22 protein-coding genes are annotated in these 22,168 nt (G+C 64.6%); 15 read left to right on the top strand and 7 right to left on the bottom strand.

Features of this window, described 5'->3' with window-relative positions:
- The first annotated feature begins 72 nt into the window (after nucleotides 1–72).
- On the top strand, nucleotides 73–1,581 hold the full coding sequence (locus Q3C01_RS24450) for a glycosyltransferase family 39 protein (RefSeq protein WP_458147852.1): 1,509 nt from the start codon (nucleotides 73–75) through the stop codon (nucleotides 1,579–1,581).
- 92 nt (nucleotides 1,582–1,673) lie between these two features.
- Here the strand turns inward: Q3C01_RS24450 and Q3C01_RS24445 are convergent, their stop codons facing one another.
- The gene (locus Q3C01_RS24445) at nucleotides 1,674–2,480 is read right to left on the bottom strand and encodes a uracil-DNA glycosylase (protein WP_458147851.1); all 807 of its coding nucleotides are present in this window, start codon (nucleotides 2,478–2,480) and stop codon (nucleotides 1,674–1,676) included.
- 135 nt (nucleotides 2,481–2,615) lie between these two features.
- On the opposite strand from Q3C01_RS24445, the gene Q3C01_RS24440 reads away from it, so the two are divergent.
- From Q3C01_RS24440 to Q3C01_RS24430, 3 genes are all read left to right on the top strand, one after another.
- Nucleotides 2,616–4,277 carry an electron transfer flavoprotein-ubiquinone oxidoreductase gene (locus Q3C01_RS24440; protein ID WP_458147850.1) on the top strand — a complete coding sequence of 554 codons (1,662 nt, stop codon included), beginning with the start codon at nucleotides 2,616–2,618 and terminating at the stop codon, nucleotides 4,275–4,277.
- Nucleotides 4,278–4,560: 283 nt separating this feature from the next.
- Nucleotides 4,561–6,357 (top strand): tetratricopeptide repeat protein, encoded by a 1,797-nt coding sequence (locus Q3C01_RS24435; RefSeq protein WP_458147849.1) that lies wholly within the window; start codon nucleotides 4,561–4,563, stop codon nucleotides 6,355–6,357.
- Nucleotides 6,358–6,465: 108 nt separating this feature from the next.
- Nucleotides 6,466–7,350 (top strand): 4-(cytidine 5'-diphospho)-2-C-methyl-D-erythritol kinase, encoded by an 885-nt coding sequence (locus Q3C01_RS24430; RefSeq protein ID WP_458147848.1) that lies wholly within the window; start codon nucleotides 6,466–6,468, stop codon nucleotides 7,348–7,350.
- Nucleotides 7,351–7,451: 101 nt separating this feature from the next.
- Here the strand turns inward: Q3C01_RS24430 and Q3C01_RS24425 are convergent, their stop codons facing one another.
- The 3 genes from Q3C01_RS24425 to Q3C01_RS24415 are packed head-to-tail and all read right to left on the bottom strand — an operon-like array spanning nucleotide 7,452 to nucleotide 10,004.
- The gene (locus Q3C01_RS24425) at nucleotides 7,452–8,339 is read right to left on the bottom strand and encodes an alpha/beta fold hydrolase (RefSeq protein ID WP_458147878.1); all 888 of its coding nucleotides are present in this window, start codon (nucleotides 8,337–8,339) and stop codon (nucleotides 7,452–7,454) included.
- Nucleotides 8,340–8,350: 11 nt separating this feature from the next.
- Entirely contained in the window at nucleotides 8,351–8,983 is a 633-nt protein-coding gene (locus tag Q3C01_RS24420) for a LysE family translocator (RefSeq protein WP_458147847.1), read from the bottom strand.
- Nucleotides 8,984–8,996: 13 nt separating this feature from the next.
- Nucleotides 8,997–10,004, bottom strand: coding sequence for a polyprenyl synthetase family protein (locus tag Q3C01_RS24415; RefSeq protein ID WP_027524290.1), 1,008 nt, complete (start codon nucleotides 10,002–10,004; stop codon nucleotides 8,997–8,999).
- 129 nt (nucleotides 10,005–10,133) lie between these two features.
- Here Q3C01_RS24415 and Q3C01_RS24410 point away from each other — a divergent pair, with 129 nt between their 5' ends.
- The 6 genes from Q3C01_RS24410 to glyS all read left to right on the top strand — a co-directional run bounded on the left by Q3C01_RS24410 (nucleotide 10,134) and on the right by glyS (nucleotide 15,805).
- On the top strand, nucleotides 10,134–10,361 hold the full coding sequence (locus Q3C01_RS24410; RefSeq protein ID WP_027524291.1) for a putative signal transducing protein: 228 nt from the start codon (nucleotides 10,134–10,136) through the stop codon (nucleotides 10,359–10,361).
- The gene (locus tag Q3C01_RS24405) at nucleotides 10,354–11,130 is read left to right on the top strand and encodes a tRNA1(Val) (adenine(37)-N6)-methyltransferase (protein WP_458147846.1); all 777 of its coding nucleotides are present in this window, start codon (nucleotides 10,354–10,356) and stop codon (nucleotides 11,128–11,130) included. The genes Q3C01_RS24410 and Q3C01_RS24405 overlap by 8 nt, the downstream gene beginning before the upstream one ends.
- Before the next feature lie 214 nt (nucleotides 11,131–11,344).
- The gene (locus Q3C01_RS24400) at nucleotides 11,345–12,253 is read left to right on the top strand and encodes a S49 family peptidase (RefSeq protein WP_458147845.1); all 909 of its coding nucleotides are present in this window, start codon (nucleotides 11,345–11,347) and stop codon (nucleotides 12,251–12,253) included.
- 104 nt (nucleotides 12,254–12,357) lie between these two features.
- Complete coding sequence (locus tag Q3C01_RS24395; RefSeq protein WP_027524294.1) at nucleotides 12,358–12,549, top strand: hypothetical protein; 192 nt, start codon at nucleotides 12,358–12,360, stop codon at nucleotides 12,547–12,549.
- 218 nt (nucleotides 12,550–12,767) lie between these two features.
- Entirely contained in the window at nucleotides 12,768–13,706 is a 939-nt protein-coding gene (locus tag Q3C01_RS24390; protein WP_458147844.1) for a glycine--tRNA ligase subunit alpha, read from the top strand.
- Entirely contained in the window at nucleotides 13,706–15,805 is a 2,100-nt protein-coding gene (gene glyS, locus Q3C01_RS24385; RefSeq protein ID WP_458147843.1) for a glycine--tRNA ligase subunit beta, read from the top strand. Before Q3C01_RS24390 ends, glyS begins: the two co-directional genes overlap by 1 nt.
- Nucleotides 15,806–16,056: 251 nt before the next feature.
- Here the strand turns inward: glyS and Q3C01_RS24380 are convergent, their stop codons facing one another.
- Nucleotides 16,057–16,413, bottom strand: coding sequence for a DUF1236 domain-containing protein (locus Q3C01_RS24380; protein WP_458147842.1), 357 nt, complete (start codon nucleotides 16,411–16,413; stop codon nucleotides 16,057–16,059).
- A gap of 250 nt (nucleotides 16,414–16,663) precedes the next feature.
- Between Q3C01_RS24380 and Q3C01_RS24375 the strand changes: the two genes are divergently transcribed.
- Nucleotides 16,664–16,819 carry a DUF3096 domain-containing protein gene (locus tag Q3C01_RS24375; protein WP_458147841.1) on the top strand — a complete coding sequence of 52 codons (156 nt, stop codon included), beginning with the start codon at nucleotides 16,664–16,666 and terminating at the stop codon, nucleotides 16,817–16,819.
- Nucleotides 16,820–16,908: 89 nt separating this feature from the next.
- Here Q3C01_RS24375 and Q3C01_RS24370 read toward each other — a convergent pair whose 3' ends face one another.
- Nucleotides 16,909–17,145, bottom strand: a complete 237-nt coding sequence (locus Q3C01_RS24370) for a hypothetical protein (RefSeq protein ID WP_458147879.1) — start codon at nucleotides 17,143–17,145, stop codon at nucleotides 16,909–16,911.
- On the opposite strand from Q3C01_RS24370, the gene ppdK reads away from it, so the two are divergent.
- The 4 genes from ppdK to Q3C01_RS24350 all read left to right on the top strand — a co-directional run bounded on the left by ppdK (nucleotide 17,054) and on the right by Q3C01_RS24350 (nucleotide 21,586).
- Entirely contained in the window at nucleotides 17,054–19,915 is a 2,862-nt protein-coding gene (gene ppdK / locus Q3C01_RS24365) for a pyruvate, phosphate dikinase (RefSeq protein ID WP_458147877.1), read from the top strand. The two genes, Q3C01_RS24370 and ppdK, sit on opposite strands and share 92 nt — an antisense overlap.
- Before the next feature lie 106 nt (nucleotides 19,916–20,021).
- On the top strand, nucleotides 20,022–20,645 hold the full coding sequence (locus Q3C01_RS24360; RefSeq protein WP_458147840.1) for a flavin reductase family protein: 624 nt from the start codon (nucleotides 20,022–20,024) through the stop codon (nucleotides 20,643–20,645).
- A gap of 128 nt (nucleotides 20,646–20,773) precedes the next feature.
- On the top strand, nucleotides 20,774–21,184 hold the full coding sequence (locus Q3C01_RS24355; RefSeq protein WP_458147839.1) for an acyl-CoA thioesterase: 411 nt from the start codon (nucleotides 20,774–20,776) through the stop codon (nucleotides 21,182–21,184).
- A 210-nt stretch (nucleotides 21,185–21,394) separates the two neighbouring features.
- A complete protein-coding gene (locus Q3C01_RS24350) occupies nucleotides 21,395–21,586 on the top strand; it encodes a hypothetical protein (protein WP_449380506.1) in 192 nt (63 codons plus the stop codon).
- Nucleotides 21,587–21,639: 53 nt separating this feature from the next.
- Here Q3C01_RS24350 and Q3C01_RS24345 read toward each other — a convergent pair whose 3' ends face one another.
- Entirely contained in the window at nucleotides 21,640–22,089 is a 450-nt protein-coding gene (locus tag Q3C01_RS24345; RefSeq protein ID WP_458147838.1) for a nuclear transport factor 2 family protein, read from the bottom strand.
- Between the last annotated feature and the right edge of the window lie 79 nt (nucleotides 22,090–22,168).

Genomic DNA, 22,168 nt, shown 5'->3' with positions numbered 1-22,168 from the left:
GGCGCGCAGCGCGCTTTATCAGACATGGACGCGCCGGCTTGGACGGGTTGGCTGCATCATTTCGGACCTTGCATGCGGTTTACCTCCCTGGTCATCGAGCTGATCCGCGCCCGGCCGCGGCTGGTGGTGTGGATCGTGGTGCTGCTCCAGGCCGCGATGTGGCTGTTCGTGGCGCTGATCTTCTATCGCAGCCCACCCGGCAATCTCGCCACGCTGCTTGCCTTTGGCCGCGAATATCAGGTCGGCACCGGGCTCGGGCCGCCGCTGGCCTTCTGGCTCGCCGACATCGCCTATCGCGCCGCCGGCAACCACATGATCGGCGTCTATGTGCTGGCCGAGCTCTGCGAGATCGCGACCTTCATCGCGCTTTATCATCTGGCGCGCGCGGTGGTCGGCACGCAGCAGGCGGTGCTCGCCGTGCTTTTGACCATGACGGTGCTGGCGTTCTCCTCGCCCGCGCTCGACTTCGGTCCGATGGTGCTGGCGCGCCCGCTCTGGGCGCTGCTCCTCTTGCACTCCTGGCAGTTGATCGGCCAGCGCCGCGGCAACGCCTGGTTCGCCTGGTCGATCGCCGCCGGGCTGCTGCTGCTGACGACGCCCGCTGCCATTGGTCTGTTGCTGCTGCTCGTCATCTTCGCGGTCGCGACCGAAGGCGGCCGAAAAACGCTGCGCGTGCTCGATCCGATCTATGCGCTCGTCGTCGTTGCCGTGCTGGTCCTACCCTATGCGATCTGGCTGATGCGTGCCGAGACGCTGTCCATGCCGGCCTTGCCGCAGCTTGAGGATTTGAAGCTACGTACGATCAACACAGCCTGGCTGTTCGGCGGCCTCTTGCTCGGCGCGGTTGCGATTCCGGTGCTGACCTTCCTCAACACGACGTGGTTCGCCGGCAAGAGCGAGGACGCGCCCATCATCTACCGGCCGCCGGTCGAGCCGCTGGCGCGCAACTTCGTCTACTTCTTTGCGCTCGCGCCCGCGCTCGGTGCGGTCCTGATCTCCGGCCTGCTCGGGCTCGATAGCGTGGCGGGCGGGGCAGGCCTCGTACTGCTGATGTCGGGCCTCGCCGTGATCGTCGCCGCCGGCGACCTGATCGCGATGCGCCGCGCCCGCGTGCTGCGCACGGTGTGGGCGGCCGCCGTCGCCGCGCCCGCTGCGGGCATCGTGCTGGCGGTTCTCCTGATGCCCTGGGCCGGGACCAGCGAGATCACGACCTCGATGCCTGCGCGTGCGATCTCGGACTTTTTCGACGACAGCTTTGCTCGCCGCACCAACCAGCGTCTGCGCGCGGTCGCCGGCGAGACGCAGCTTGCGAGCCTGATCGCGCTGCATTCCGGCCGGCCACATCTGCTCATCGACGCCGAGCCGCAGCGCACGCCCTGGTTCACACCGGCGAGGTTCAGCGAGACTGGCGGCGTCGTGGTCTGGCGCGCCTCCGATACCGCCGGCACCCCGCCGCCGGAGATCGCCAAACGCTTCCCCGGCATCGTGCCCGAAGTGCCGCGCGCCTTCGAATGGCTGGTGAACGGCCGTCAGCCGCTGCTGCGCATCGGCTGGGCCATCGTGCGCCCGAAGGGGACGTGAGGAGCTCTCGTGCCCCGGACGCAGCGCGGCATGAAATGCTGCGCTGCTGAGCCGGGGCCTATCTCTCCGCACAGCCGGGACACGAGTGCGAGCTACCCCGCCAGCACTTTCGCAATCGCGCGCAGATCCTGCCAGGCCAGCCGCTTGTAGGACGGCGAGCGCAGCAGATAGGCCGGATGGAATGTCGGCAGCGCGCGGATGACGCGCTCGCCCGTGTCGTAGTCGAACCAGCGACCGCGCGTGCGCATGATGCCTTCGCGCGTCGAGAGCAGCGTCTGTGTCGAGGGATTGCCGAGCGTCACCAGCACGTCGGGATTCACGAGCTCGATCTGGCGCTGGATGAAGGGCAGGCAGGTTTGCGTCTCCTGCGGCGTCGGCGTGCGGTTGCCGGGCGGCCGCCACGGGATGACGTTGGCAATATAGACCTTGCTGCGATCGAGCCCGATCGCGCCAATCATGCGATCGAGCAGCTTTCCCGAGCGCCCGACGAAGGGCAGTCCTTCGATGTCCTCATCACGACCCGGCGCTTCGCCGACGAACATGATGCGCGCTTGCGGGTTGCCGTCGGCGAACACCAGCCGCGTCGCGGTGTTCTTCAAAGCGCAGCCGTCGAAATTCTGCATCAGCTCGCGTAGCGCCTCCAGCGTCGGTGCGGTCCGCGCGGCCTCGCGCGCCGAGGCGATCGCAACGTCAGGCGCGGGCGCAGCCTCGCCGCGCATCACGGCCGGCGCTGCAATGGGCCTCGGCGCTTCGACCGGCTGAACCGCGCGTGCGGCCGGGGGCGGCGCCTCCGGCTCGGCCAGGCGATCGATCGGTTCCTCGGCAAGCGCGCAATCGACGCCGGCCTCCAGATAGAAGGCCAGCAGCTCGCGGACGGTGGGGGCGGGTTCGCTGATCATGGCTACTTATGACATTTAGGTCAGTTTAGGGGGCCTTGCATCCCAGCGAAACGCATTTCCGAGGTTGTCCTGCCCGGAAAAATCGGAAACAAGAGGGCGCAAACGACCAAGGACCGTCTCAAGGGCTGAGATCAGATGAGCACCGAAGAACTTCCTCCGCGCGAATCCATGGAATTCGACGTCGTCATCGTCGGCGCCGGCCCCTCGGGCCTGTCGGCCGCGATCCGGCTGAAGCAGCTCAACGCCGATCTCAACATCGTCGTGGTGGAGAAGGGCTCGGAAGTCGGCGCGCATATTCTCTCAGGCGCCGTGATCGATCCCGCCGGCCTCGACAAGCTTATTCCCGACTGGCGGAATGATCCCGACTGCTCGCTAAAGACAGAGGTCAAGGACGACCGCTTCTACTGGATGACGGCGGGCGGCGCGATCAAGCTGCCGAACTTCATGATGCCGCCGCTGATGAACAATCATCATTGCTACATCGGTTCGCTCGGCAATGTCTGTCGCTGGCTGGCGCGGAAAGCCGAAGCGCTCGGCGTCGAAATCTACCCGGGCTTTGCGGCTGCCGAGGTGCTCTACGACGAGAACGGTACGGTGAAGGGCATCGCCACCGGCGACATGGGCATCGCCAAGGACGGCTCGCTGAAGGACTCCTTTACCCGCGGTATGGAATTGCTCGGCAAGTACACGTTGTTCGCCGAAGGCGCCCGCGGCAGCCTCACCAAGCAACTCATCGCCAAGTTCGCATTGGATGCCAAGAGCGAGCCGGCGAAATTCGGCATCGGCCTGAAGGAGGTCTGGCAGATCGATCCGGCCAAGCATCAGAAGGGAATGATCCAGCATTCCTTCGGCTGGCCGCTCGGCATGAAGACCGGCGGCGGCTCTTTCCTCTATCATTACGACGACAATCTCGTGGCCGTCGGCTTCGTCGTGCATCTCAACTACGACGATCCCTATCTGTCGCCGTTCGATGAGTTCCAGCGCTTCAAGACCCATCCCTCGATCCGCGGCACCTTTGAAGGCGGCAAGCGGCTCGCCTATGGCGCGCGCGCCATCACCGAGGGCGGCTACCAATCGGTGCCGAAGCTCAGCTTTCCCGGTGGTGCGCTGATCGGTTGTGCCGCGGGCTTCGTCAACGTGCCGCGCATCAAGGGCGTGCACAACGCGATGGGCTCGGGCATGCTCGCTGCCGAGCATGTCGCCGCCGCGCTCGCCGCGGGCCGTGCCAATGACGAGCTCGCCGAATATGAGAATGCATGGCGATCTTCCCCGGTCGGCAAGGACCTGTTCCTGGTGCGCAACGTCAAGCCGCTATGGTCGAAGTTCGGCACCGTGCTCGGTGTCGCGCTCGGCGGCTTCGACATGTGGTGCAACACGCTGTTCGGTGTCTCGCTGTTCGGCACGCAGTCGCACGCCAAGCCCGACCGCGCCACGCTCGATCCGGCGAAGAGCCACGCACCGAAAAACTATCCCAAGCCCGACGGCAAGATCTCCTTCGACAAGCTCTCGTCGGTGTTCCTGTCCAACACCAACCACGAAGAGGACCAGCCGGTTCATCTCAGGGTTGCCGACATGAACCTTCAGAAGACCTCGGAACACGACATCTTTGCCGGCCCCTCGAACCGTTACTGCCCGGCCGGCGTCTATGAATGGGTGGAGGAGGGCGCGGCTCCGCGCTTCCAGATCAACGCCCAGAACTGCGTCCATTGCAAAACCTGCGACGTGAAGGATCCGAACGGCAACATCACCTGGGTTCCGCCGGAGGGCGGCGGCGGCCCGAACTACGAGGCCATGTAGGATTCGGGCAAACTGCCGCACGATTGCGTGAGGGAGCGGTGACCACGGATCGCCGTCCGCGGCCACGATAAGGCCATAGTAAAAGCGTCTTGGGCAGGATCTTGGGGCGGACTGGGCCGGTAACGGGCGAGCGCCGAATCGGCTTCCGAAAACCCCGCCGAATCCTTGCGATTGGGCGCCAAAAGCGGCATTGTTCCCGGCCATGACGGTTCCGGGTCCCGATGCTACCGGTCGCGTTTGCAAGCGAGACGACCCCGACTTTCCAAACTTAAGGCGAGCCCTGATGTTTTCAAATCGTTTCAACCGCTGGACTGCTGCTGCCATCGCCCTTGCCGGTTCTGCGATCGTGGCGGTCCCCGGCGCGGTCCTGGCGCAGACGCCGGATCATCCAGCCGACACCGCGGTGCAGTTTCCGACCCGGAACGATTTGAAGTCGCTCACCGGCGCGGGCAGCTATCTCGCCGCCCGCCACGCCAGCGTCGAACGCGACGCCTCGTCCGCGGCCGCCTTCTACCGCTCGGCGCTGCGCACCGATCCCAAGAACAACGAGCTGCTCGACCGCGCCTTCATCTCCTCCGTCGCAGATGGCGACATCGACGAAGCCGTCAAGCTCGCCGAGCGCATCCTGACCATCGACAAGTCGAACCGCGTCGCGCGCCTCGTCGTCGGCGTGCACGACCTGAAGATGAAGAAATACGCGACCGCCCAGAGCAACATCAACCAGTCGATCCGCGGGCCGATCACCGATCTCGTTGCGACGCTGTTGTCCGGCTGGGCCGCCTATGGCGCGGGCGACTCGAAGGCCGCCGTCTCCAGCATCGACAAGCTGACCGGCCCTGAATGGTATCCGCTGTTCAAGGATCTCCATGCGGGCTTGATCCTCGAACTCGCCGGCAAGGAGAAGGACGCCGGAGTCCGCTTCGAGCGCGCCTACAAGCTCGACGATTCCATGCTGCGCATCACCGAAGCCTATGCGCGCTGGCTGTCGCGCAACAAGGATGCGGCCGCCGCGACCACCGTCTACGAGGCCTTCGACAAGAAGCTCGCCCGTCATCCGCTGATCCAGGAAGGCCTGCGCGAGGCCCGCGCCGGCAAGAAGATGCCGCCGCTGATCGATTCCGCGCAAGCAGGTGCGGCCGAAGCGCTCTACGGCATCGGTGCTACGCTGACCCGCCGCGGCGGGGAGGACCTTGCGCTGGTCTATCTCCAGCTCGCGCTGTATCTCCAGCCGAGCCATCCGCTCGCGCTGCTCTCGCTCGCCGACCTCTATGAATCGGTGAAGCGGCCGCAGATGGCGATCAAGATCTATGAGCGCGTGCCGGCGAGCTCGCCGTTGAAGCGCAACGCGCAGATCCAGCTCGCGGTCGATCTCGACTCCGCCGACAAGACCGACGAGTCGATCAAGATCCTCAAATCCGTGGTCCTGGAAGATCCCAAGGATCTCGAAGCCATCATGGCGCTCGGCAATATCGAGCGCGGTCGCAAGAAGTTCGGTGATTGCGGCGCGACATATTCGCAAGGCATCGAGGTGCTGCCTGCCGGCGCCGACAAGTCCAACAGCGTCTGGTACTACTACCGCGGCATCTGCGAGGAGCGCTCCAAGCAGTGGGGCAAGGCGGAAGCCGACATGAAGAAGGCGCTCGAGCTCCAGCCCGACCAGCCGCATGTCCTCAACTATCTTGGCTATTCCTGGATCGACCAGGGCGTCAACCTCGACGACGGCATGAAGATGATCAAGCGCGCCGTCGAGCAGCGTCCCGACGACGGCTACATCGTCGACTCGCTCGGCTGGGCCTACTACCGCATCGGCAATTACGAGGAGGCGGTGAAGAACCTCGAGCGTGCGATCGACCTGAAGCCCGAGGATCCCACCATCAACGACCATCTCGGTGATGCCTATTGGCGCATCGGCCGCACGCTGGAGGCCAAATTCCAGTGGTCGCACGCGCGCGATCTGAAACCCGAGCCGGACGATCTGCCGAAGATCGAGGCCAAGATCGCCAACGGTCTCACCGACGACAATTCGAACTCTTCGGCCGCGCAGGCAGAGAAGAAGAAGGACGACGGCAAGGGCGGCTGATCGGGCCGCGCATGATCCGGAAAGGTGTGCAACGGTTTTCCCTCGCGACAACCGCGTAGCGTTTGCGCGGAGATCATGCGCAAATGAGAGTTTGGGGGTTGGTCGCCGATGTCGGCGTTGATTGAAGAAGGGCGCGCGAAGGTCAATTTGAGCCTTCGCGTCGTCGGCCGTCGCACCGACGGCTATCATGATCTCGAAAGCGTTGTCGCATTCGCCGATTGCGCCGATCGTCTTGTGCTCGAGCCGGGCGAAGAGCTGAAGCTCACCACCACGGGCCCATTGGCTGCAGCCTGCGGCGAGACCGCCGACAATCTCGTGCTCAAGGCGGCAAGGCTTCTCACTGAGGCCGTGCCGAACCTGAAGCTCGGTGCCTTCGCGCTCGACAAGGTGCTGCCCGTCGCAGCCGGTATCGGCGGCGGCTCGGCGGATGCTGCGGCGGCAATGCGCCTGCTCGCGCGCCTCAACAATCTCTCGCTCGATGATCCCCGCTTGCATGAGGTCGCGCTTGCGACCGGCGCCGATGTGCCGGTGTGCCTGCTGTCGCGCGCCTGCGACATGACCGGGGTCGGCGAGCAGCTCCTGCCGCTGATGCTGCCGAGCATGCCCAGCGTCATGGTGAACCCGCGCGTCCCGGTGGCGACCAAGGACGTGTTCCAGGCGCTGGGCCTGCGCAATGGTGAACTTTTGGTCGGCGCCACCGACGTCCTCGAAGCGCCGGCCTGGCCGGGGGAAGGCGCCTCGACCGCCGACTGGGTCGACGTGCTTTCGACCGTTGCCAACGATCTCGAGGCCCCCGCAATGCGCATCGAGCCGGTGATCGGCGAGGTGCTGGACGCTTTGCGCGCCCGTGCCGGCGTCAAGCTCGCCCGTATGTCGGGTTCGGGCGCGACCTGCTTTGCGATCTTCGGCGGACCTGCCGAGGCGCATGCCGCAGCCGAGACGATCCGCCGCGACCACCCCGACTGGTGGGTGCATGCGGGGACGCTGAGTTAAGCAGAGCCGTCGTAGGGTGGGCAAAGCGCAAGCGTGCCCACCACTTCCATTACCCGATCTGGATGCATGGTGGGCGCGGCGCTGTCGCGCCTTTGCCCACCCTACCGCGGCTGAGCCAAGCCTCCGCCCTCGGTGACCCCGAGAAACCGGCTGATCGCGTCGAGCACCTCTTGCGCCCGGTCATGATGCAGCCAGTGTCCCGCGCCGGAGACCATTTCGACGCGCGCCTTCTGGAAGTAGCGCTCCAGCCCTGCCGCCCTGGAGCCGGCGAGGAAGCTTTCATCGGCATTCAGGAGCAGCGTCGGGCAGGCGATACGCGCCCAGAGCGCGACATGATCATCTGGCCATAGCCGCTGCGGCGCCGTCACGCGCTGGTAGGGATCGAACTTCCAGCGATAGGTGCTATCGTCGTTTTGTCGCACCCCGTGCGTTGCAAGGTGCAGCGCCAGCTCGCGCGACAGGCGTTTGTTGTAAGTTCTCATCTGCGCCGCAGCGTCCTCGATCGTGCGGTACGAGCGCGGTGCGCGGTCATGCAATTTGTCGAGCTGGCCGACCCATTTGGTGATGCGCTCGTGCGTGGGAGCCTTTTGCGCATCCGGCAAGACGGTCACGCCGTCGAGAACCACCAGCGCCGATACCTGCTCCGGAAACGATCCCGCATAGATCAGGCTCACCATGCCGCCCATCGAATGGCCGACGAGGATCACCTGTGGCGCGGCGGTGGCCCGGACGAGCTGTGCCAGATCGTACACATACTCGGTCAGCGCGTAGCTGCCGCCTTTGGTCCAGTCGGAATCGCCGTGGCCGCGAAGGTCGGGCGCGAGCACGTGAAAACGAGACTGCAACGCGCGCGCGATGACGTCCCAGCTCCGGCAATGATCGCGGCCGCCATGGACCAGGATGACGACTGGCGCGCCCTCATTGCCCCAATCGGCATAATGCAGCCGCAGGCCATGAGACTCGTAGAAGCGACTCATTGGAGCGAGCATCATGCCACGACCTAGCTCTGCACCGGCCGCCTCGCCAGCGCGAGGGAGAGGCCGAGACCTGCGATGAAAACGCCGGAGCCTTGGGTGAGACGCTGCATGAGACGCGGTCGGCCGATCAGTTGCGTGCGGGTGAGGGAGGCCATCAGCACGACGACGACATCGATGAGCGTGTTCAGCGTCACCGAGATCGCGCCGAGCAGAATGAATTGCAGCGTGGGGCTGGCGACGGACGGATCGAGAAACTGCGGGATGAACGCCAGGAAGAACGCCGCGGTCTTCGGGTTCAGCGCCTCGACCAGCACGCCGTCGCCAAAGGCGCGCTTGCCGCCGACGGGCTCGCGCTCCAGCGACTGAAGCTGGCCCGCGCTGCGGAAGGTCCGGATACCGAGCCAGACGAGATACAGCGCGCCCACGAACTTCACGGCGGCGAAGAGTTCGGCGCTCGCAAGGATGATCGCCGAGATGCCGAGGCTGCCGGCGACCACATGGACCATGCCGCCCAGCGCCGTGCCGGCAGTCGAGGCGAATCCGCTTGTTCGCCCTTCCGACAAGGTCCGCGCTGCGACGTAGAAGATGCCGGGACCGGGAACGAGCGCAATGACGAGGGCGGCGGCGAGGAACAGCCAGTAATTCGCGTCGATCATTTGCGGGAGGCCGCTAGTGCGACCGTGCGAGGCAGAACGCCACCACCTGCTCCAGCGCGCTCTTCATCGGCGAGGGCGGGAACAGCGCCAGCGCATCCACGGCCATCGCGCCGTAGTGTTGGGCGCGGCTCAGCGTGTCCTCGAGCGCGCGGTGCTTGTTCATCAACCCGATGGCGTGATCGAGATCGGTGTCCCCAATCTCGCCGCGCTCCAGCGCCCGTATCCAGAAGGCGCGCTCGGTGTCATTGCCGCGGCGGAAGGCGAGCACCACGGGCAACGTGATCTTGCCCTCGCGGAAATCGTCGCCGGTGTTCTTGCCGAGCTTGGCGCTCTTGCCGCCATAGTCGAGTACGTCATCGACGAGCTGGAAGGCGATGCCGAGATTCATGCCGACCGAGCGGCAGGCAGTCTGCTCGGCCTTCGGGCGGTTGGCGAGCACGGGTCCGACCTCGCAGGCGGCCGCGAACAATTCTGCGGTCTTGGCCCGGATCACGGCGAGATATTCGTCCTCGGTGGTCGCCGTGTTCTTGGCGGCCGCAAGCTGCATCACCTCGCCCTCGGCGATGGTCGCAGCCGCTGCCGAGAGGATGTCGAGCGCCCGCAGCGAGCCGACCTCGACCATCATGCGGAAGGCTTGTCCGAGCAGGAAGTCGCCGACCAGAACGCTCGCCTCGTTGCCCCACAGCATGCGCGCCGACAATTTGCCGCGGCGCATCTCGCTCTCGTCGACGACGTCGTCGTGCAGCAGGGTTGCGGTATGCATGAACTCGACGGAGGCGGCGAGCTTGATATGGCCGTCGCCCGTGTAGCCGGCGAGGTTGGCCATGGCGAGGGTGAGCATCGGCCGCAGGCGCTTACCGCCGGAGGAGATCAGGTGGTTGGCGACCTCCGGGATCATGGTCACCTCGGAGCCGGTCCGCGACAGGATGGTCGCATTGACCCGCTCCATGTCGGGGGCGACAAGGGCAACCAGCTCTTCGATCGACGCGCCGGGAGTTTCGAAAGGTACGATTACGGCCACGCCGGTCTCCAATATTTGCCCGGGAAGGGCTATTCTGACGACAAGACAATAGAAACTGCGGGCGGACGCGGCAAGTGCCGCGGAACCATTGACATTTCCGCCCACCCCGGGTCAGGCAGGAGGCTCGTTTTGCGCGAACTGGTTCGGACCAACGACATGGTGCTGGTGTCGGCGATCGGCGCATTGCTCGACGGCGCCAATATCCACCACCTGGTGCTGGATCAGAACATGAGCATCATCGAGGGCTCGCTCGGCATCCTGCCACGGCGGATCCTGGTCCATGAGGATGACGCCAGCGAGGCGCGGCAGCTCCTGACCGAGGCCGGCCTCAGCCACGAATTGCGCGGCGATGACTGAGCTCGCCCCGAACGTCGATGAGGTCACCGAGGACGCGTTCCTGGACGGGCAATTGCGGCTGATGCAGAAGCGGTCCGGCCACCGCGCCGGGCACGATGCGATTCTGCTGGCTGCGGCGACCGCGGCCAAGGCAGGCGACCGCGCCGTCGATTTCGGTGCTGGCGTCGGCGCGGCGGGGCTGGCGCTGGCGCGTCGCGTCCCCGGGATCAGCCTGGTGCTGGTCGAGATCGATCCGGAGCTTGCCAGCCTTGCGGGCGCCAACGCGGCTGCGAATGTGATTGAAGTCGAGGCGATCGTACTCGACGTCACGGCGGGTGCAGAGAGCTTCGCGGCAAGCGGCCTTCTGCCTGATAGTGTCGACGTTGTCCTGATGAATCCGCCCTTCAACGATGCCGTGCGCCATCGCGGCTCTCCGGACCAGGCGCGTCACGTCGCCCATGTCGCGTCGGCGGAGACGCTGCATGCCTGGGTGCATGCAGCGCGGCGCATTCTCAAGTCCGGTGGTGCGCTGACCTTGATCTGGCGCGCAGATGGGATAGCAGACGTACTGACAGCGCTGTCACGCGGCTTCGGCAGCCTCTCGGTGTTGCCGGTTCATGGCGACCCGGAGAAGCCTGCGATCCGCGTGCTGGTCCGCGCCATCAAAGGCGGCAGGGCGCCGACCCGTATCCTGCCGAGCCTGATGCTCAACGAGGAGTCACGCGTGCCTAAAAAAGAGTTACGGGACGTGCTTGCTGGGAGGGCGGTGCTGCCGTTGGGAACAGCTTGAAGATTTACTGGGGAAGCGAGTTCGACTGCTGGTCCTGTGCTGCGGTGAAGCGAATCGCCGTGAACAGCGCGCCCATCAGCATGATCAGCAGATAGATCTTCATGGTGTTCTCCGCTGCCTCATAGCAGCCTCCCAACGGAGACTTTGCAAAACACGTTCCAGGCACTTCCAATGACAGTCGCGTGATAAGAAATGGTTAAGACGAGGTAACGGCATGGCCGAACAATTGAACGATCCAAATACGTCCGGCCTGCTCGACAGATGCATGGAATATCTTCCGGCGCGCTTTCGCCCCGGCGCGGCGGTCGTGCCGGTGGTGCGGCTCGCCGGGGTGATCGGCGCGGTGACGCCGCTGCGTCCGGGCATGACGCTCGCAGGCGTCGCGCGGGTGCTTGAGCGCGCCTTTTCGGTCCGCAATGCCAAGGCGGTGGCGCTCGTCATCAATTCGCCCGGTGGCTCGCCGGTGCAGTCGCGCCAGATCTATCTGCGCATCAAGCAGCTTGCGGCCGAGAAGAAGCTCAAGGTCTTGGTGTTCGTCGAGGACGTCGCGGCCTCCGGCGGCTACATGATCGCCTGCGCGGGCGATGAGATCTTCTGTGATCCCTCCTCGATCCTCGGCTCGATCGGCGTGGTCGGCGGCAGTTTCGGCTTCCAGGAGGCGATCAAGCGGCTCGGCATCGAGCGGCGGCTCTATACCGCCGGCGAGCACAAGGCGATGCTCGATCCGTTCCTGCCCGAAAACCCCGACGACGTGGCGCGGCTGAAGAAGCTCCAGCGCGAGATCCACGCGATCTTCATCGCGCTCGTGAAGGAGAGCCGGGGCGCGCGTCTGAATGGCGGCGAGGACACGCTGTTCACGGGCGAATATTGGGCGGGCGACACCGCAATCTCGCTGGGCCTCGCCGATGGGATCGGCGACCTCCGCTCAACTCTTCGTGCCCGCTATGGCGAGAAGGTTCTCACCCCCGTGATCGCGCAGCCGACCGGGCTGTTGTCGGGCCTGTTCGGCCGCAAAGCGCCCGGCGCAGGCCAGCTTTCGGCCCTGGAAGGTATGGCCGGGCTGCCGGATGAAGTGATTTCGGCGCTGGAAACGCGTGCGATTTGGGCAAGATTCGGGTTCTAGCAGCTGCTGGCCCGCGCCATTTGGTCCGAACCAAGCCAATTGCGGCGCGGGCCCGTCTGCGCGAGAATGCGCTCGGGGGCTGAGCATTGAACAAGGATCGACCGATGCCGCCGTTCGTTGCATTCGCGGGCGTCCTGGGCGGGCTAGCCGTGGTCCGCTGGGCCTACAAAACTGCTGTCCGGATCAACCAGGAACTGGAGGAGATGCGCCTGTCACGCGTCGCCGAAGCCGCACGCATGGGGGAAATCCAGACGCTGAAGCGCGACCCGGTCACCGGGGCGTACCGCCCGGGGTAGCCGCTGCCGTAGGGTGGGCAAAGCGAAGCGTGCCCACCACTTCTGAAGAGGTTAGCGAAAGATGGTGGGCACGGCGCAAGAGCGCCTTTGCCCATCCTACCGCATCCCTCGAAGTGGCGGGCTGATTGGCCCGAAGCCGCCCCGGTCGCCTTGATTCCCACCGCCGCCGTCGATACGGTCCCGCGCGATTCAACCCCCCGCGAAAGCCTGACCTGACGATGGACGCCTCATTGCCCGCCCATATGCGCCCGGACCGCTCGTTCCAGGGCCTGATCCTGGCGCTGCAACGTTATTGGGCGGATTACGGCTGCGTGATCCTCCAGCCCTACGACATGGAGGTCGGTGCCGGCACCTTCCATCCTGCGACCACCCTGCGCGCGCTCGGCCCGAAGCCGTGGAATGCCGCCTATGTGCAGCCCTCGCGCCGGCCGAAGGACGGCCGCTACGGCGAGAACCCCAACCGGCTCCAGCACTATTACCAGTTCCAGGTGATCCTCAAGCCGTCGCCGCCGGACCTCCAGGAGCTGTATCTCAAGTCGCTCGCCGCGATCGGCATCGATTCCGCCGTTCACGACATCCGCTTCGTCGAGGACGACTGGGAGAGCCCGACGCTGGGTGCGTGGGGCCTCGGCTGGGAATGCTGGTGCGACGGTATGGAAGTGTCGCAGTTCACCTACTTCCAGCAGGTCGCCGGCGTCGAATGCGCGCCGGTCGCGGGTGAGCTCACCTATGGGCTCGAGCGGCTTGCCTGCTACCTGCAGGGCGTCGACCGCATCATGGATCTCAACTTCAACGGCCGCGAAGGCGACCAGAAGGTCTCTTACAAGGACGTCTTCTTCCAGGCTGAGCAGGAATATTCGCGGCACAATTTCGAATATGCCGACACCGCGATGCTGTTCGAGCAGTTCAAGATGGCCGAGGAAGCCTGCAAGAAATATCTGGCGGCCGGCTGGCGCGAAGGCGGCAATCGGAGGGAGCACCTGATGGCGCTGCCGGCCTATGATCAGTGCATCAAGGCGAGCCACGTCTTCAATCTGCTTGATGCGCGCGGCGTGATCTCGGTGACCGAGCGGCAGAGCTACATTTTCAGGGTGCGCGAGCTTGCAAAGGCCTGCGGCGAAGCCTGGGTGCACACCGAAGCGGGCGGAGTGGCCTGATGCCCGATTTGTTGCTGGAGCTGTTCTCCGAGGAAATCCCTGCGCGCATGCAGGCGAAGGCGGCCGACGACCTGCGTCGCATGGTCACCGACAAGCTCGTTGCCGAGGGGCTCGTCTATGAAGGCGCGAAAGCGTTCGCGACGCCGCGTCGCCTTGCGCTCACCGTGCATGGCATCCCCGTGCGCCAGCCTGACCTGAAGGAAGAGCGCCGTGGTCCGCGCGTCGGCGGGCCCGAGCCCGCGATCCAGGGGTTCTTGAAAGCCACGGGCCTTGCCTCGCTGAACGAGGCGAAGATTCAGAGCGACAAGAAGGGCGACTTCTACATCGCGCTGATCGAGAAGCCGGGCCGCGCGGCGATCGACGTGATCGCCGAGATCCTCCCCGTGATCATCCGCACCTTCCCCTGGCCGAAATCGATGCGCTGGGGCGCGCGCTCGGCCAAGTCAGGCTCGCTCAACTGGGTGCGTCCGCTGCACGCGATCACCGCGACCTTCGGCCTCGAGACCGAAGAGCCTGATGTGGTGAATTTTTCCATCGACGGCATCGAGACCGGCCAGACCACCTACGGCCATCGCTTCCTGGCGCCAGCCGCAATCAACGTGCGCCGCTTCGAGGACTACGAGGCGAAACTGCTCGACGCCAAGGTCGTGCTCGATCCGGAGCGCCGCAAGGATTCGATCCTGACCGATGCCAAGCAGCTAGCCTTCGCGCAGGGTTTTGAGCTGGTCGAAGACCAGAACCTGCTCGACGAGGTCGCGGGTCTCGTCGAATGGCCGGTCGTGCTGATGGGCTCGTTCGACCAGGAATTCCTGTCGATCCCGGCGGAAGTGATCCGCGCCACCATCCGCAACAACCAGAAGTGCTTCGTGGTGAGCGATCCCAAAACGGGCAAGCTCGCGAGCAAGTTCATCCTGGTTGCGAATATCGAGGCGATCGACGCTGGCAAGGCGATCGTCGCCGGCAACGAGCGCGTGATCCGCGCACGGCTCTCGGACGCAAAATTCTTCTACGAGACCGATCTCAAGACGAAGCTCGAGGACCGGCTGCCGAAATTCGAGCAGATCGTGTTCCACGAGAAGCTCGGCACGCAGGCAGAGCGCATCAAGCGCATCGAGCGACTAGCGGCCGAGATCGCGCCACTCGTCAGCGCCGATGTCGCCAAGGCAACGCGCGCCGCGCATCTGGCGAAGGCGGATCTGCTGACGGAAGTGGTCGGCGAATTCCCTGAGGTCCAGGGCCTGATGGGCAAGTACTACGCGCTGGCCCAGGGCGAGGATGCCTCGGTCGCTGCCGCCTGCGAGGAGCACTACAAGCCGCAAGGTCCCGCCGATCGCGTGCCGACGGATCCGGTGAGCGTCGCGGTGGCACTCGCGGACAAGCTCGATACGCTCGCCGGCTTCTGGGCGATCGACGAGAAGCCGACCGGGAGCAAGGACCCCTATGCGCTGCGCCGCGCGGCGCTCGGCGTGATCCGGTTGATTGCCGAGAACACGCTTCGCCTGTCGCTCCTGAAGGTGGCCGCGTCAGCACTTGCCGGTTTGTCGATGAAGCCCGCGGATGCGCAGAAGATCCCGAACGATCTTCTTGCCTTCTTCGCCGACCGCCTCAAGGTCCAGCTCCGTGAGCAGGGCGCGCGGCATGATCTCGTCGACGCTGTGTTCGCGCTCGGCGGCCAGGACGATCTCCTGATGATCGTTCGCCGTGTCGAGGCGCTCGGCAAATTCCTCGACTCCGACGACGGCAAGAACCTGCTTGCCGGCACGAAGCGTGCCAGCAACATCCTCTCGATCGAGGAGAAGAAGGACAAGCGCAGCTTCGATGGTGCACCGGATGCTGCGCTCTACAGCCTGCCTGAAGAGAAGGCGCTCGCAAAGGCGATCGGCGAGGTCAAGGCGGAAGCAAGTGCAGCCGTCGCCAAGGAAGATTTTGCCGCCGCCATGAGCGCGATAGCAAAACTCCGTCCGCCGGTCGATGCCTTCTTCGACAAGGTCCGTGTCAACGACGAGGACCCGAAGGTTCGTGAGAACCGCCTGAAGCTTCTGAACGAAATCCGCAGTGCCACGCGTGCGGTGGCGGACTTCTCGAAGATCCAGGATTGAGGCGCGCGTGCCCCGGACGCAGCGCAGGGCTTCTTTAGCGGTGCGCTGCTGAGCCGGGGCCCATGCAGCGTGCACACAGGCTCTGTGTCCCGGGTCTGCGCTTCGCTTGCCCGGGACACAAGATCACGCGAAAAAGCCCCGCCCGGCGGGGGGATGACCGGGCAGGGCCTGATGTCCGAAAACTCTATTCGCGCCAAGACTTACGATGACAAGGCTTGCTACTGACAAGCCCAGTGTGGCGCGCCGGACATCTAGTCGAGGACCTCGACGATGCGACGCGAGCGCGGCTCGACCAGCACGGTCTCTCCGTTCACGACGGTGTAGCGATAGGTCGTCGGGCCGAAACGCTGCGGCACGTCGTAATAGGTGATGCCGGTCTCCGGCAGCACCCTGCCGACCACGATGCGGTCTGGTACGCTGAAGGCCGGTACGCGCTGCTCGACGACGTAATCGCGAAACGCCGGACGTTGTTCGACGGCGATGCCAGGGCTGCGTTCGACCACGGTGGGCGGCGCGCGGCCGATCGTGACGTCGGCTTGCGCCTGCGCCGCGACGGGCGCGCCGAGCGCGACGCCAAGCGCTGCAAGTGCAAGAATCCTGTTCCGCATAGGCAACTCCTCACGAAGATGATTCGGCGCCACGCCAGCGGCGCGACCCGGGTTGCCAATGCATGCACCCTGCCCAATGTTCCGAAAGATTGAGCGTCGCATCCGCGGCAATTTCAGGCAGTTTTCGCGAAGGGGGGAACTCAAGTATGTGCTCGTGCGTCTCTACTCGCGGAACCGGGGCAGGTATGATCCGCCCGCGATTCGCATCACCCTGAAGGCTCACTCGCCCAAGCCTCGAGAAAGATATTTCATGCACCTTACCGTCGCCCACATCTCGCCAATCATGTCGCTGATCGCGGGCGTGCTCATCCTGATCATGCCTCGGCTTCTCAACCTGATCGTCGCGATATTTCTGATCCTGAACGGCGCGATCGGGCTTGGCCTTTTGAGGTGGCTGCATCTGTAGGGCATGATCCGGATCCGTAGGGCCGCGTTAGCGTAAAGTGTGTGCAGCGGTTTTCCTCGCGACAAACGCGGAACGCGTTTGCGCGGAGATCATGCCCAAACCATAACGTCGTTCATTTTCCGGAACTGTTCGACTTGCGCGAGCCCGCCCAAAGTGGTGTAAGGCCCGCGATTTCCCATCCCTCTCGCAGGTTGTGTGCAAGCCATGGCCAAAGCCGCCTCGAAGCCTAAGAAAATACCAGCGAAATCAAAGCCCTCCGCAAAGGCGAAAGCCACGCCGGCGGCCCGCAAGGCGCTGCCGAAAAACGCCGTGAAGAGCCCGGCCAAGGCTGCTCCGAAGCCCGTCGCCAAGCCGGCGGCCAAGGCAGTGAGCAAGCCTGCGAACAAGGCGGCTGCGAAGCCGGCACCCGCAGCCAAGGCGGGCAAGTGGGTCTACACCTTTGGTGACGGCAAGGCAGAGGGCAAATCCGAGATGCGCGACCTGCTCGGCGGCAAGGGCGCGAACCTTGCCGAGATGGCCAATCTCGGCCTGCCCGTGCCTCCGGGCTTCACCATCCCGACCTCGGTCTGCACCTATTTTTACGCGCACGAGAAGAGCTATCCGAAGGAATTGAAAGCGCAGGTCGAGAAGGCGCTCGACTATGTCGGCAAGCTGACCGGCAAGGCGTTCGGCGATGCCAAGAACCCGCTGCTCGTCTCGGTGCGCTCCGGCGCGCGCGCCTCGATGCCGGGCATGATGGACACCGTGCTCAATCTCGGCCTCAACGACGAGACCGTGGAAGCGCTGTCGGAGCTGTCGGGCGACCGCCGCTTTGCCTATGACAGCTATCGCCGCTTCATCACCATGTATTCCGACGTGGTGCTCGGCTTCGAACATCACCACTTCGAGGAAATCCTCGATACCTTCAAGGACAGCCAGGGCTACGCGCTCGACACCGACCTCACCGCTGAGGACTGGGTCGACCTGGTGGGCAAGTACAAGGATGCGGTGGCGCACGAGACCGGCAAGGAATTTCCGCAGGATCCGCACGACCAGCTCTGGGGTGCGATCGGCGCCGTGTTCTCATCCTGGATGAACGCGCGCGCGGTGACCTACCGCAAGCTGCACGACATTCCGGAATCCTGGGGCACTGCGGTCAACGTGCAGGCCATGGTGTTCGGCAACATGGGCGAGACGTCGGCGACCGGCGTCGCCTTCACCCGCAACCCCTCGACCGGCGAGAGCAAGCTCTACGGCGAATTCCTGATCAACGCGCAGGGCGAGGACGTGGTGGCCGGTATCCGCACGCCGCAGGACATCACCGAGGATGCTCGGAAAGAGTCCGGTTCCGACAAGCCGTCGATGGAAACGGCGATGCCGGAGGCGTTCAAGGAGCTGACGCGCATCTACACGCAGCTCGAGAAGCACTACCGCGACATGCAGGACATGGAGTTCACCGTCGAGCGCGGCAAGCTCTGGATGCTGCAGACCCGCGGCGGCAAGCGCACAGCGAAGGCGGCGCTGCGTATCGCGGTCGAACTCGCCAATGAGGGTCTGATCTCGAAGAAGGAAGCGGTGACGCGCATCGATCCGGCTTCACTCGATCAACTGCTGCATCCGACCATCGATCCCGATGCCAAGCGCGACGTGATCGCGACAGGCTTGCCGGCTTCGCCCGGTGCTGCTTCGGGTGAGATCGTGTTTTCCTCCGACGAAGCCGCCAAGCTTCAGGCCGACGGACGCAAGGTCATCCTCGTCCGCATCGAGACCAGCCCTGAAGACATCCACGGCATGCACGCGGCCGAGGGCATCCTCACCACCCGCGGCGGCATGACCTCGCACGCGGCGGTGGTCGCGCGCGGCATGGGCAAGCCTTGCGTCTCCGGCTGCGGCACCATCCGTGTCGATTACGGCCGCGGCACTATGAGCATCGGCTCGCGCACCTTCAAGACCGGCGACGTCATCACCATCGACGGCTCGCTCGGCCAGGTGCTCGCCGGCCGCATGCCAATGATCGAGCCGGAGCTGTCCGGCGAGTTCGGTACGCTGATGAACTGGGCTGACCAGGTCCGCAAGATCGGCGTGCGCGTCAACGCCGATACGCCGGAGGATGCGCGCACCGCGCTGAAGTTCGGCGCGCAGGGCATTGGTCTATGCCGCACCGAGCACATGTTCTTCGAGGAGACGCGCATCCGCACGGTGCGTGAGATGATCCTCTCCGAGGACGAGCAGTCGCGCCGCGCTGCGCTTGCAAAGCTCCTGCCCATGCAGCGCGCCGACTTCGTCGAGCTGTTCGAGATCATGAAGGGCTTGCCCGTCACGATCCGGCTGCTCGATCCGCCGCTGCACGAGTTCCTGCCGCACACCCACGCCGAGGTCGAGGAGGTGGCGCGCGCGATGAACACCGATCCACGCCGCCTGGCTGACCGCGCGCGCGAGCTCTCGGAGTTCAACCCGATGCTCGGGTTCCGCGGCTGTCGCATCGCGATCGCATACCCCGAGATCGCCGAGATGCAGGCGCGCGCGATCTTCGAGGCCGCGGTCGAGGCGCAGCGGCGCACCGGCAAGGCCGTTGGCCTGGAGGTGATGGTGCCGCTGATCGCGACCAAGGCCGAGCTCGACCTCGTCAAGGCGCGCATCGATGCCACCGCCCAGGCGGTGATGCGCGACACCAACAAAAAGCTCGCCTATCAGGTCGGCACCATGATCGAGTTGCCGCGCGCCTGCCTGCTCGCGGCCGAGATCGCGCAGTCGGCCGAGTTCTTCTCCTTCGGCACCAACGATCTGACGCAGACCACCTACGGCATCAGCCGCGACGACGCTGCGAGCTTCCTCGGTCCGTACGTGACCAAGGGAATCCTCTCGATCGATCCCTTCATCGCGCTCGATCAGGAAGGCGTCGGCGAACTCGTCAAGATCGGCGTCGCGCGCGGCCGCAAGACGCGCGCTTCGCTCAAGGTCGGCATCTGCGGCGAGCACGGCGGCGATCCCGCCTCGGTGGCGTTCTGTCACGCGATCGGCCTCGACTACGTCTCCTGCTCGCCCTATCGCGTGCCGATCGCACGCCTTGCGGCAGCCCAGGCTGCGCTCGGCAAGGCGATATTAAGCCAGGCGTGAAGCGAGACTGAAAAGGACAACGAAAGAGGCGGGGTCAGTGCTCCGCCTCTTTCATTTTGATCTACGCGCGATCCAAGCCGTCATTGCAATCAGGGGAAAGAGCAACATGACCGAGAAAGACCTGCACTTCTACGAGCCCGCCAAGGGCCATGGCCTCAAGCATGATCCCTTCAACGCCATCATCGCGCCGCGGCCGATCGGCTGGATCTCCTCCCGTGACACGAACGGGCACGTCAACCTCGCGCCCTACAGCTTCTTCAACGCCTTCTGCTACACCCCGCCGATCATCGGCTTTTCCTCCACCAACTGGAAGGACACCGTCGGCAATATCGAAGCGACGAAAGAGTTCGTCTGGAATCTCGCCACCATGGACCTGGCGAAGCAGATGAACGCGACCGCCGCCCACGTCGCCCCCGAGGTCGACGAATTCGAGATCGCGGGGCTCACCGCCGTGCCCGGCAGGCTCGTCAACGTGCCGCGCGTCGGCGAGAGCCCGGTTGCCTTTGAATGCAGAGTGTCCGACATCGTGCGCCTCAAGGGCGCCGACGGCCGGCAGGCCGATGCCTGGCTGACGCTCGGCGAGGTCGTCGCCGTCCACATCGACAAGGCCTTCATCAAGGACGGCGTCTACCAGACGGCTGCGCCCCGTCCGATCGTCCGCGCGGGACGGCGCGGCGACTATTTCGAGATCAAGCTGGAAAACATGTTCGAGATGATCAGGCCGGATTGATCTCTCTCTCTCTCTCGTCGATGCGTGGCCCGGATGGAGCGCAGCCAAATCCGCGTAATTCTTGCACGGCTCCCCGGATTGCGCTTCGCTCCATCCGGGCTACGAAAACATCCTCAAACGAGAGACGCATGACCGAACAGACCAATATCGAACCGCGTGGTGATCTCTGCATCCGTACCCTCGCGATGCCCGCCGACACCAACGCCAACGGCGACATCTTCGGCGGCTGGCTGCTCAGCCAGATGGACGTCGGCGGCGGCGTGTTCGCCTCGAAGGTCGCGAAGTCGCGCACCGTGACGGTCGCGATCGAGGCGATGAATTTTCGTAAAGCGGTCTATGTCGGAGATCTTGTGTCGGTCTACGCCAATCTCGTGCGCGTGGGGCGCACTTCGCTCACCGTGCATCTCGAAGCCTGGGCGCTGCGTCGCGGCGAACAGCATCCGTTCCTCGTCACCGACGGCAATTTCACCTATGTGTCGATCGACGAGCACGGCCGCCCGCAGACCGTCAGCCGCACCGAACCGCCGATCGCGACGTAAGCGCGCAGGGCCCAGCGGCTGTGTTGCCTTAACGCATGTGGTGATCGTGCGCCGCGGATGTCGCGGCTTCGCCAAGAACAAGTCATAAAACGGATGAGGTCGCAGCGTACTCCATTGCGTGTCGATTCGGGGTGGAAACGGTCCGCAACGCCCATAGGAACCTTTGGGTAGGAGCACCGTTATTTGCCCGCACTCGAGGAATCACGGGCAATGCCGGACAGCTACATCATCGAAGTCAATTCGCAGACCGCAGGTATCGTCGTACGCAACCCGGAAGGATACCGCTTCTTCGCTTCCTCCCACCGCTTCAACCGCCTCGAAGGCCAGATCTTCCGCAACGCTCGCGAAGCGGAACGTGCCGCGCGGCGGTTGGCAAACGGAGATTTGAAGGAAGCGGCGTGAGGAGTTCGCACAATGCTTCCCTTCTTCCCTTGCAAGGGGAGAGGGGAAGTACATCATAGTTTCGTCGCGGCGCGCGACAGCAGCTTCCAGTCGTCGCCCTGCTTCTGCCAGTTCATCAGGATGTGAAGGTTGGTCGGCACTTTTTTCCCATCCGCTGCCATCTCCTGTTCGGCGATCCAGTGGAAGCGCACGATAGCGGCGGGGCCAACGACCTTGATGGTCGGATCCTTGTACTCAATCGACAGGAATTTCGATTTTCCATCCGTTGCGTTGGCGATGAAGGTCGCCTTGTCCTCGACCTTGCCGCTGGAATGGCTGTAGCTGAGATCGTCCCAGCAGAGCGCGCCGAGTGCCTTGGGATCCGCCGCAATCTGGGCAAGACGAAAGGCCTCGACCTTTTTCGCCACCGCTTCCTCATCCGCCGAGCCAGCAAGCACGGGAGCCGCGCCGACTGCCGTCAGTACAAGGGCCGCGGCGGCCAGTTCGCGCCGATTGATGGTCATCGTTTCCTCCTTTTTGCTCTTTCCGCAAGTGTTACAGCCGCGCGGTATTTTGTCGAGCGCCATCCTCCGCCGCGCCTTT

Source organism: Bradyrhizobium sp. UFLA05-109, assembly GCF_054185165.1.
The sequence above is the reverse complement of the archived record's forward strand: the minus strand, read 5'-3'. Positions and strand labels throughout refer to the sequence as shown.

Bases quoted from the DNA above. Each gene is read 5' to 3' on its own strand.
- Q3C01_RS24450 (WP_458147852.1), top strand. From the start codon at position 73: ATGCGGTTTACCTCCCTGGTCATCGAGCTGATCCGCGCCCGGCCGCGG.
- Q3C01_RS24445 (WP_458147851.1), bottom strand. From the start codon at position 2,480: ATGATCAGCGAACCCGCCCCCACCGTCCGCGAGCTGCTGGCCTTCTAT.
- Q3C01_RS24440 (WP_458147850.1), top strand. From the start codon at position 2,616: ATGAGCACCGAAGAACTTCCTCCGCGCGAATCCATGGAATTCGACGTC.
- Q3C01_RS24435 (WP_458147849.1), top strand. From the start codon at position 4,561: ATGTTTTCAAATCGTTTCAACCGCTGGACTGCTGCTGCCATCGCCCTT.
- Q3C01_RS24430 (WP_458147848.1), top strand. From the start codon at position 6,466: ATGTCGGCGTTGATTGAAGAAGGGCGCGCGAAGGTCAATTTGAGCCTT.
- Q3C01_RS24425 (WP_458147878.1), bottom strand. From the start codon at position 8,339: ATGCTCGCTCCAATGAGTCGCTTCTACGAGTCTCATGGCCTGCGGCTG.
- Q3C01_RS24420 (WP_458147847.1), bottom strand. From the start codon at position 8,983: ATGATCGACGCGAATTACTGGCTGTTCCTCGCCGCCGCCCTCGTCATT.
- Q3C01_RS24405 (WP_458147846.1), top strand. From the start codon at position 10,354: ATGACTGAGCTCGCCCCGAACGTCGATGAGGTCACCGAGGACGCGTTC.
- Q3C01_RS24400 (WP_458147845.1), top strand. From the start codon at position 11,345: ATGGCCGAACAATTGAACGATCCAAATACGTCCGGCCTGCTCGACAGA.
- Q3C01_RS24395 (WP_027524294.1), top strand. From the start codon at position 12,358: ATGCCGCCGTTCGTTGCATTCGCGGGCGTCCTGGGCGGGCTAGCCGTG.
- Q3C01_RS24390 (WP_458147844.1), top strand. From the start codon at position 12,768: ATGGACGCCTCATTGCCCGCCCATATGCGCCCGGACCGCTCGTTCCAG.
- glyS (WP_458147843.1), top strand. From the start codon at position 13,706: ATGCCCGATTTGTTGCTGGAGCTGTTCTCCGAGGAAATCCCTGCGCGC.
- Q3C01_RS24380 (WP_458147842.1), bottom strand. From the start codon at position 16,413: ATGCGGAACAGGATTCTTGCACTTGCAGCGCTTGGCGTCGCGCTCGGC.
- Q3C01_RS24375 (WP_458147841.1), top strand. From the start codon at position 16,664: ATGCACCTTACCGTCGCCCACATCTCGCCAATCATGTCGCTGATCGCG.
- Q3C01_RS24360 (WP_458147840.1), top strand. From the start codon at position 20,022: ATGACCGAGAAAGACCTGCACTTCTACGAGCCCGCCAAGGGCCATGGC.
- Q3C01_RS24355 (WP_458147839.1), top strand. From the start codon at position 20,774: ATGACCGAACAGACCAATATCGAACCGCGTGGTGATCTCTGCATCCGT.
- Q3C01_RS24350 (WP_449380506.1), top strand. From the start codon at position 21,395: ATGCCGGACAGCTACATCATCGAAGTCAATTCGCAGACCGCAGGTATC.
- Q3C01_RS24345 (WP_458147838.1), bottom strand. From the start codon at position 22,089: ATGACCATCAATCGGCGCGAACTGGCCGCCGCGGCCCTTGTACTGACG.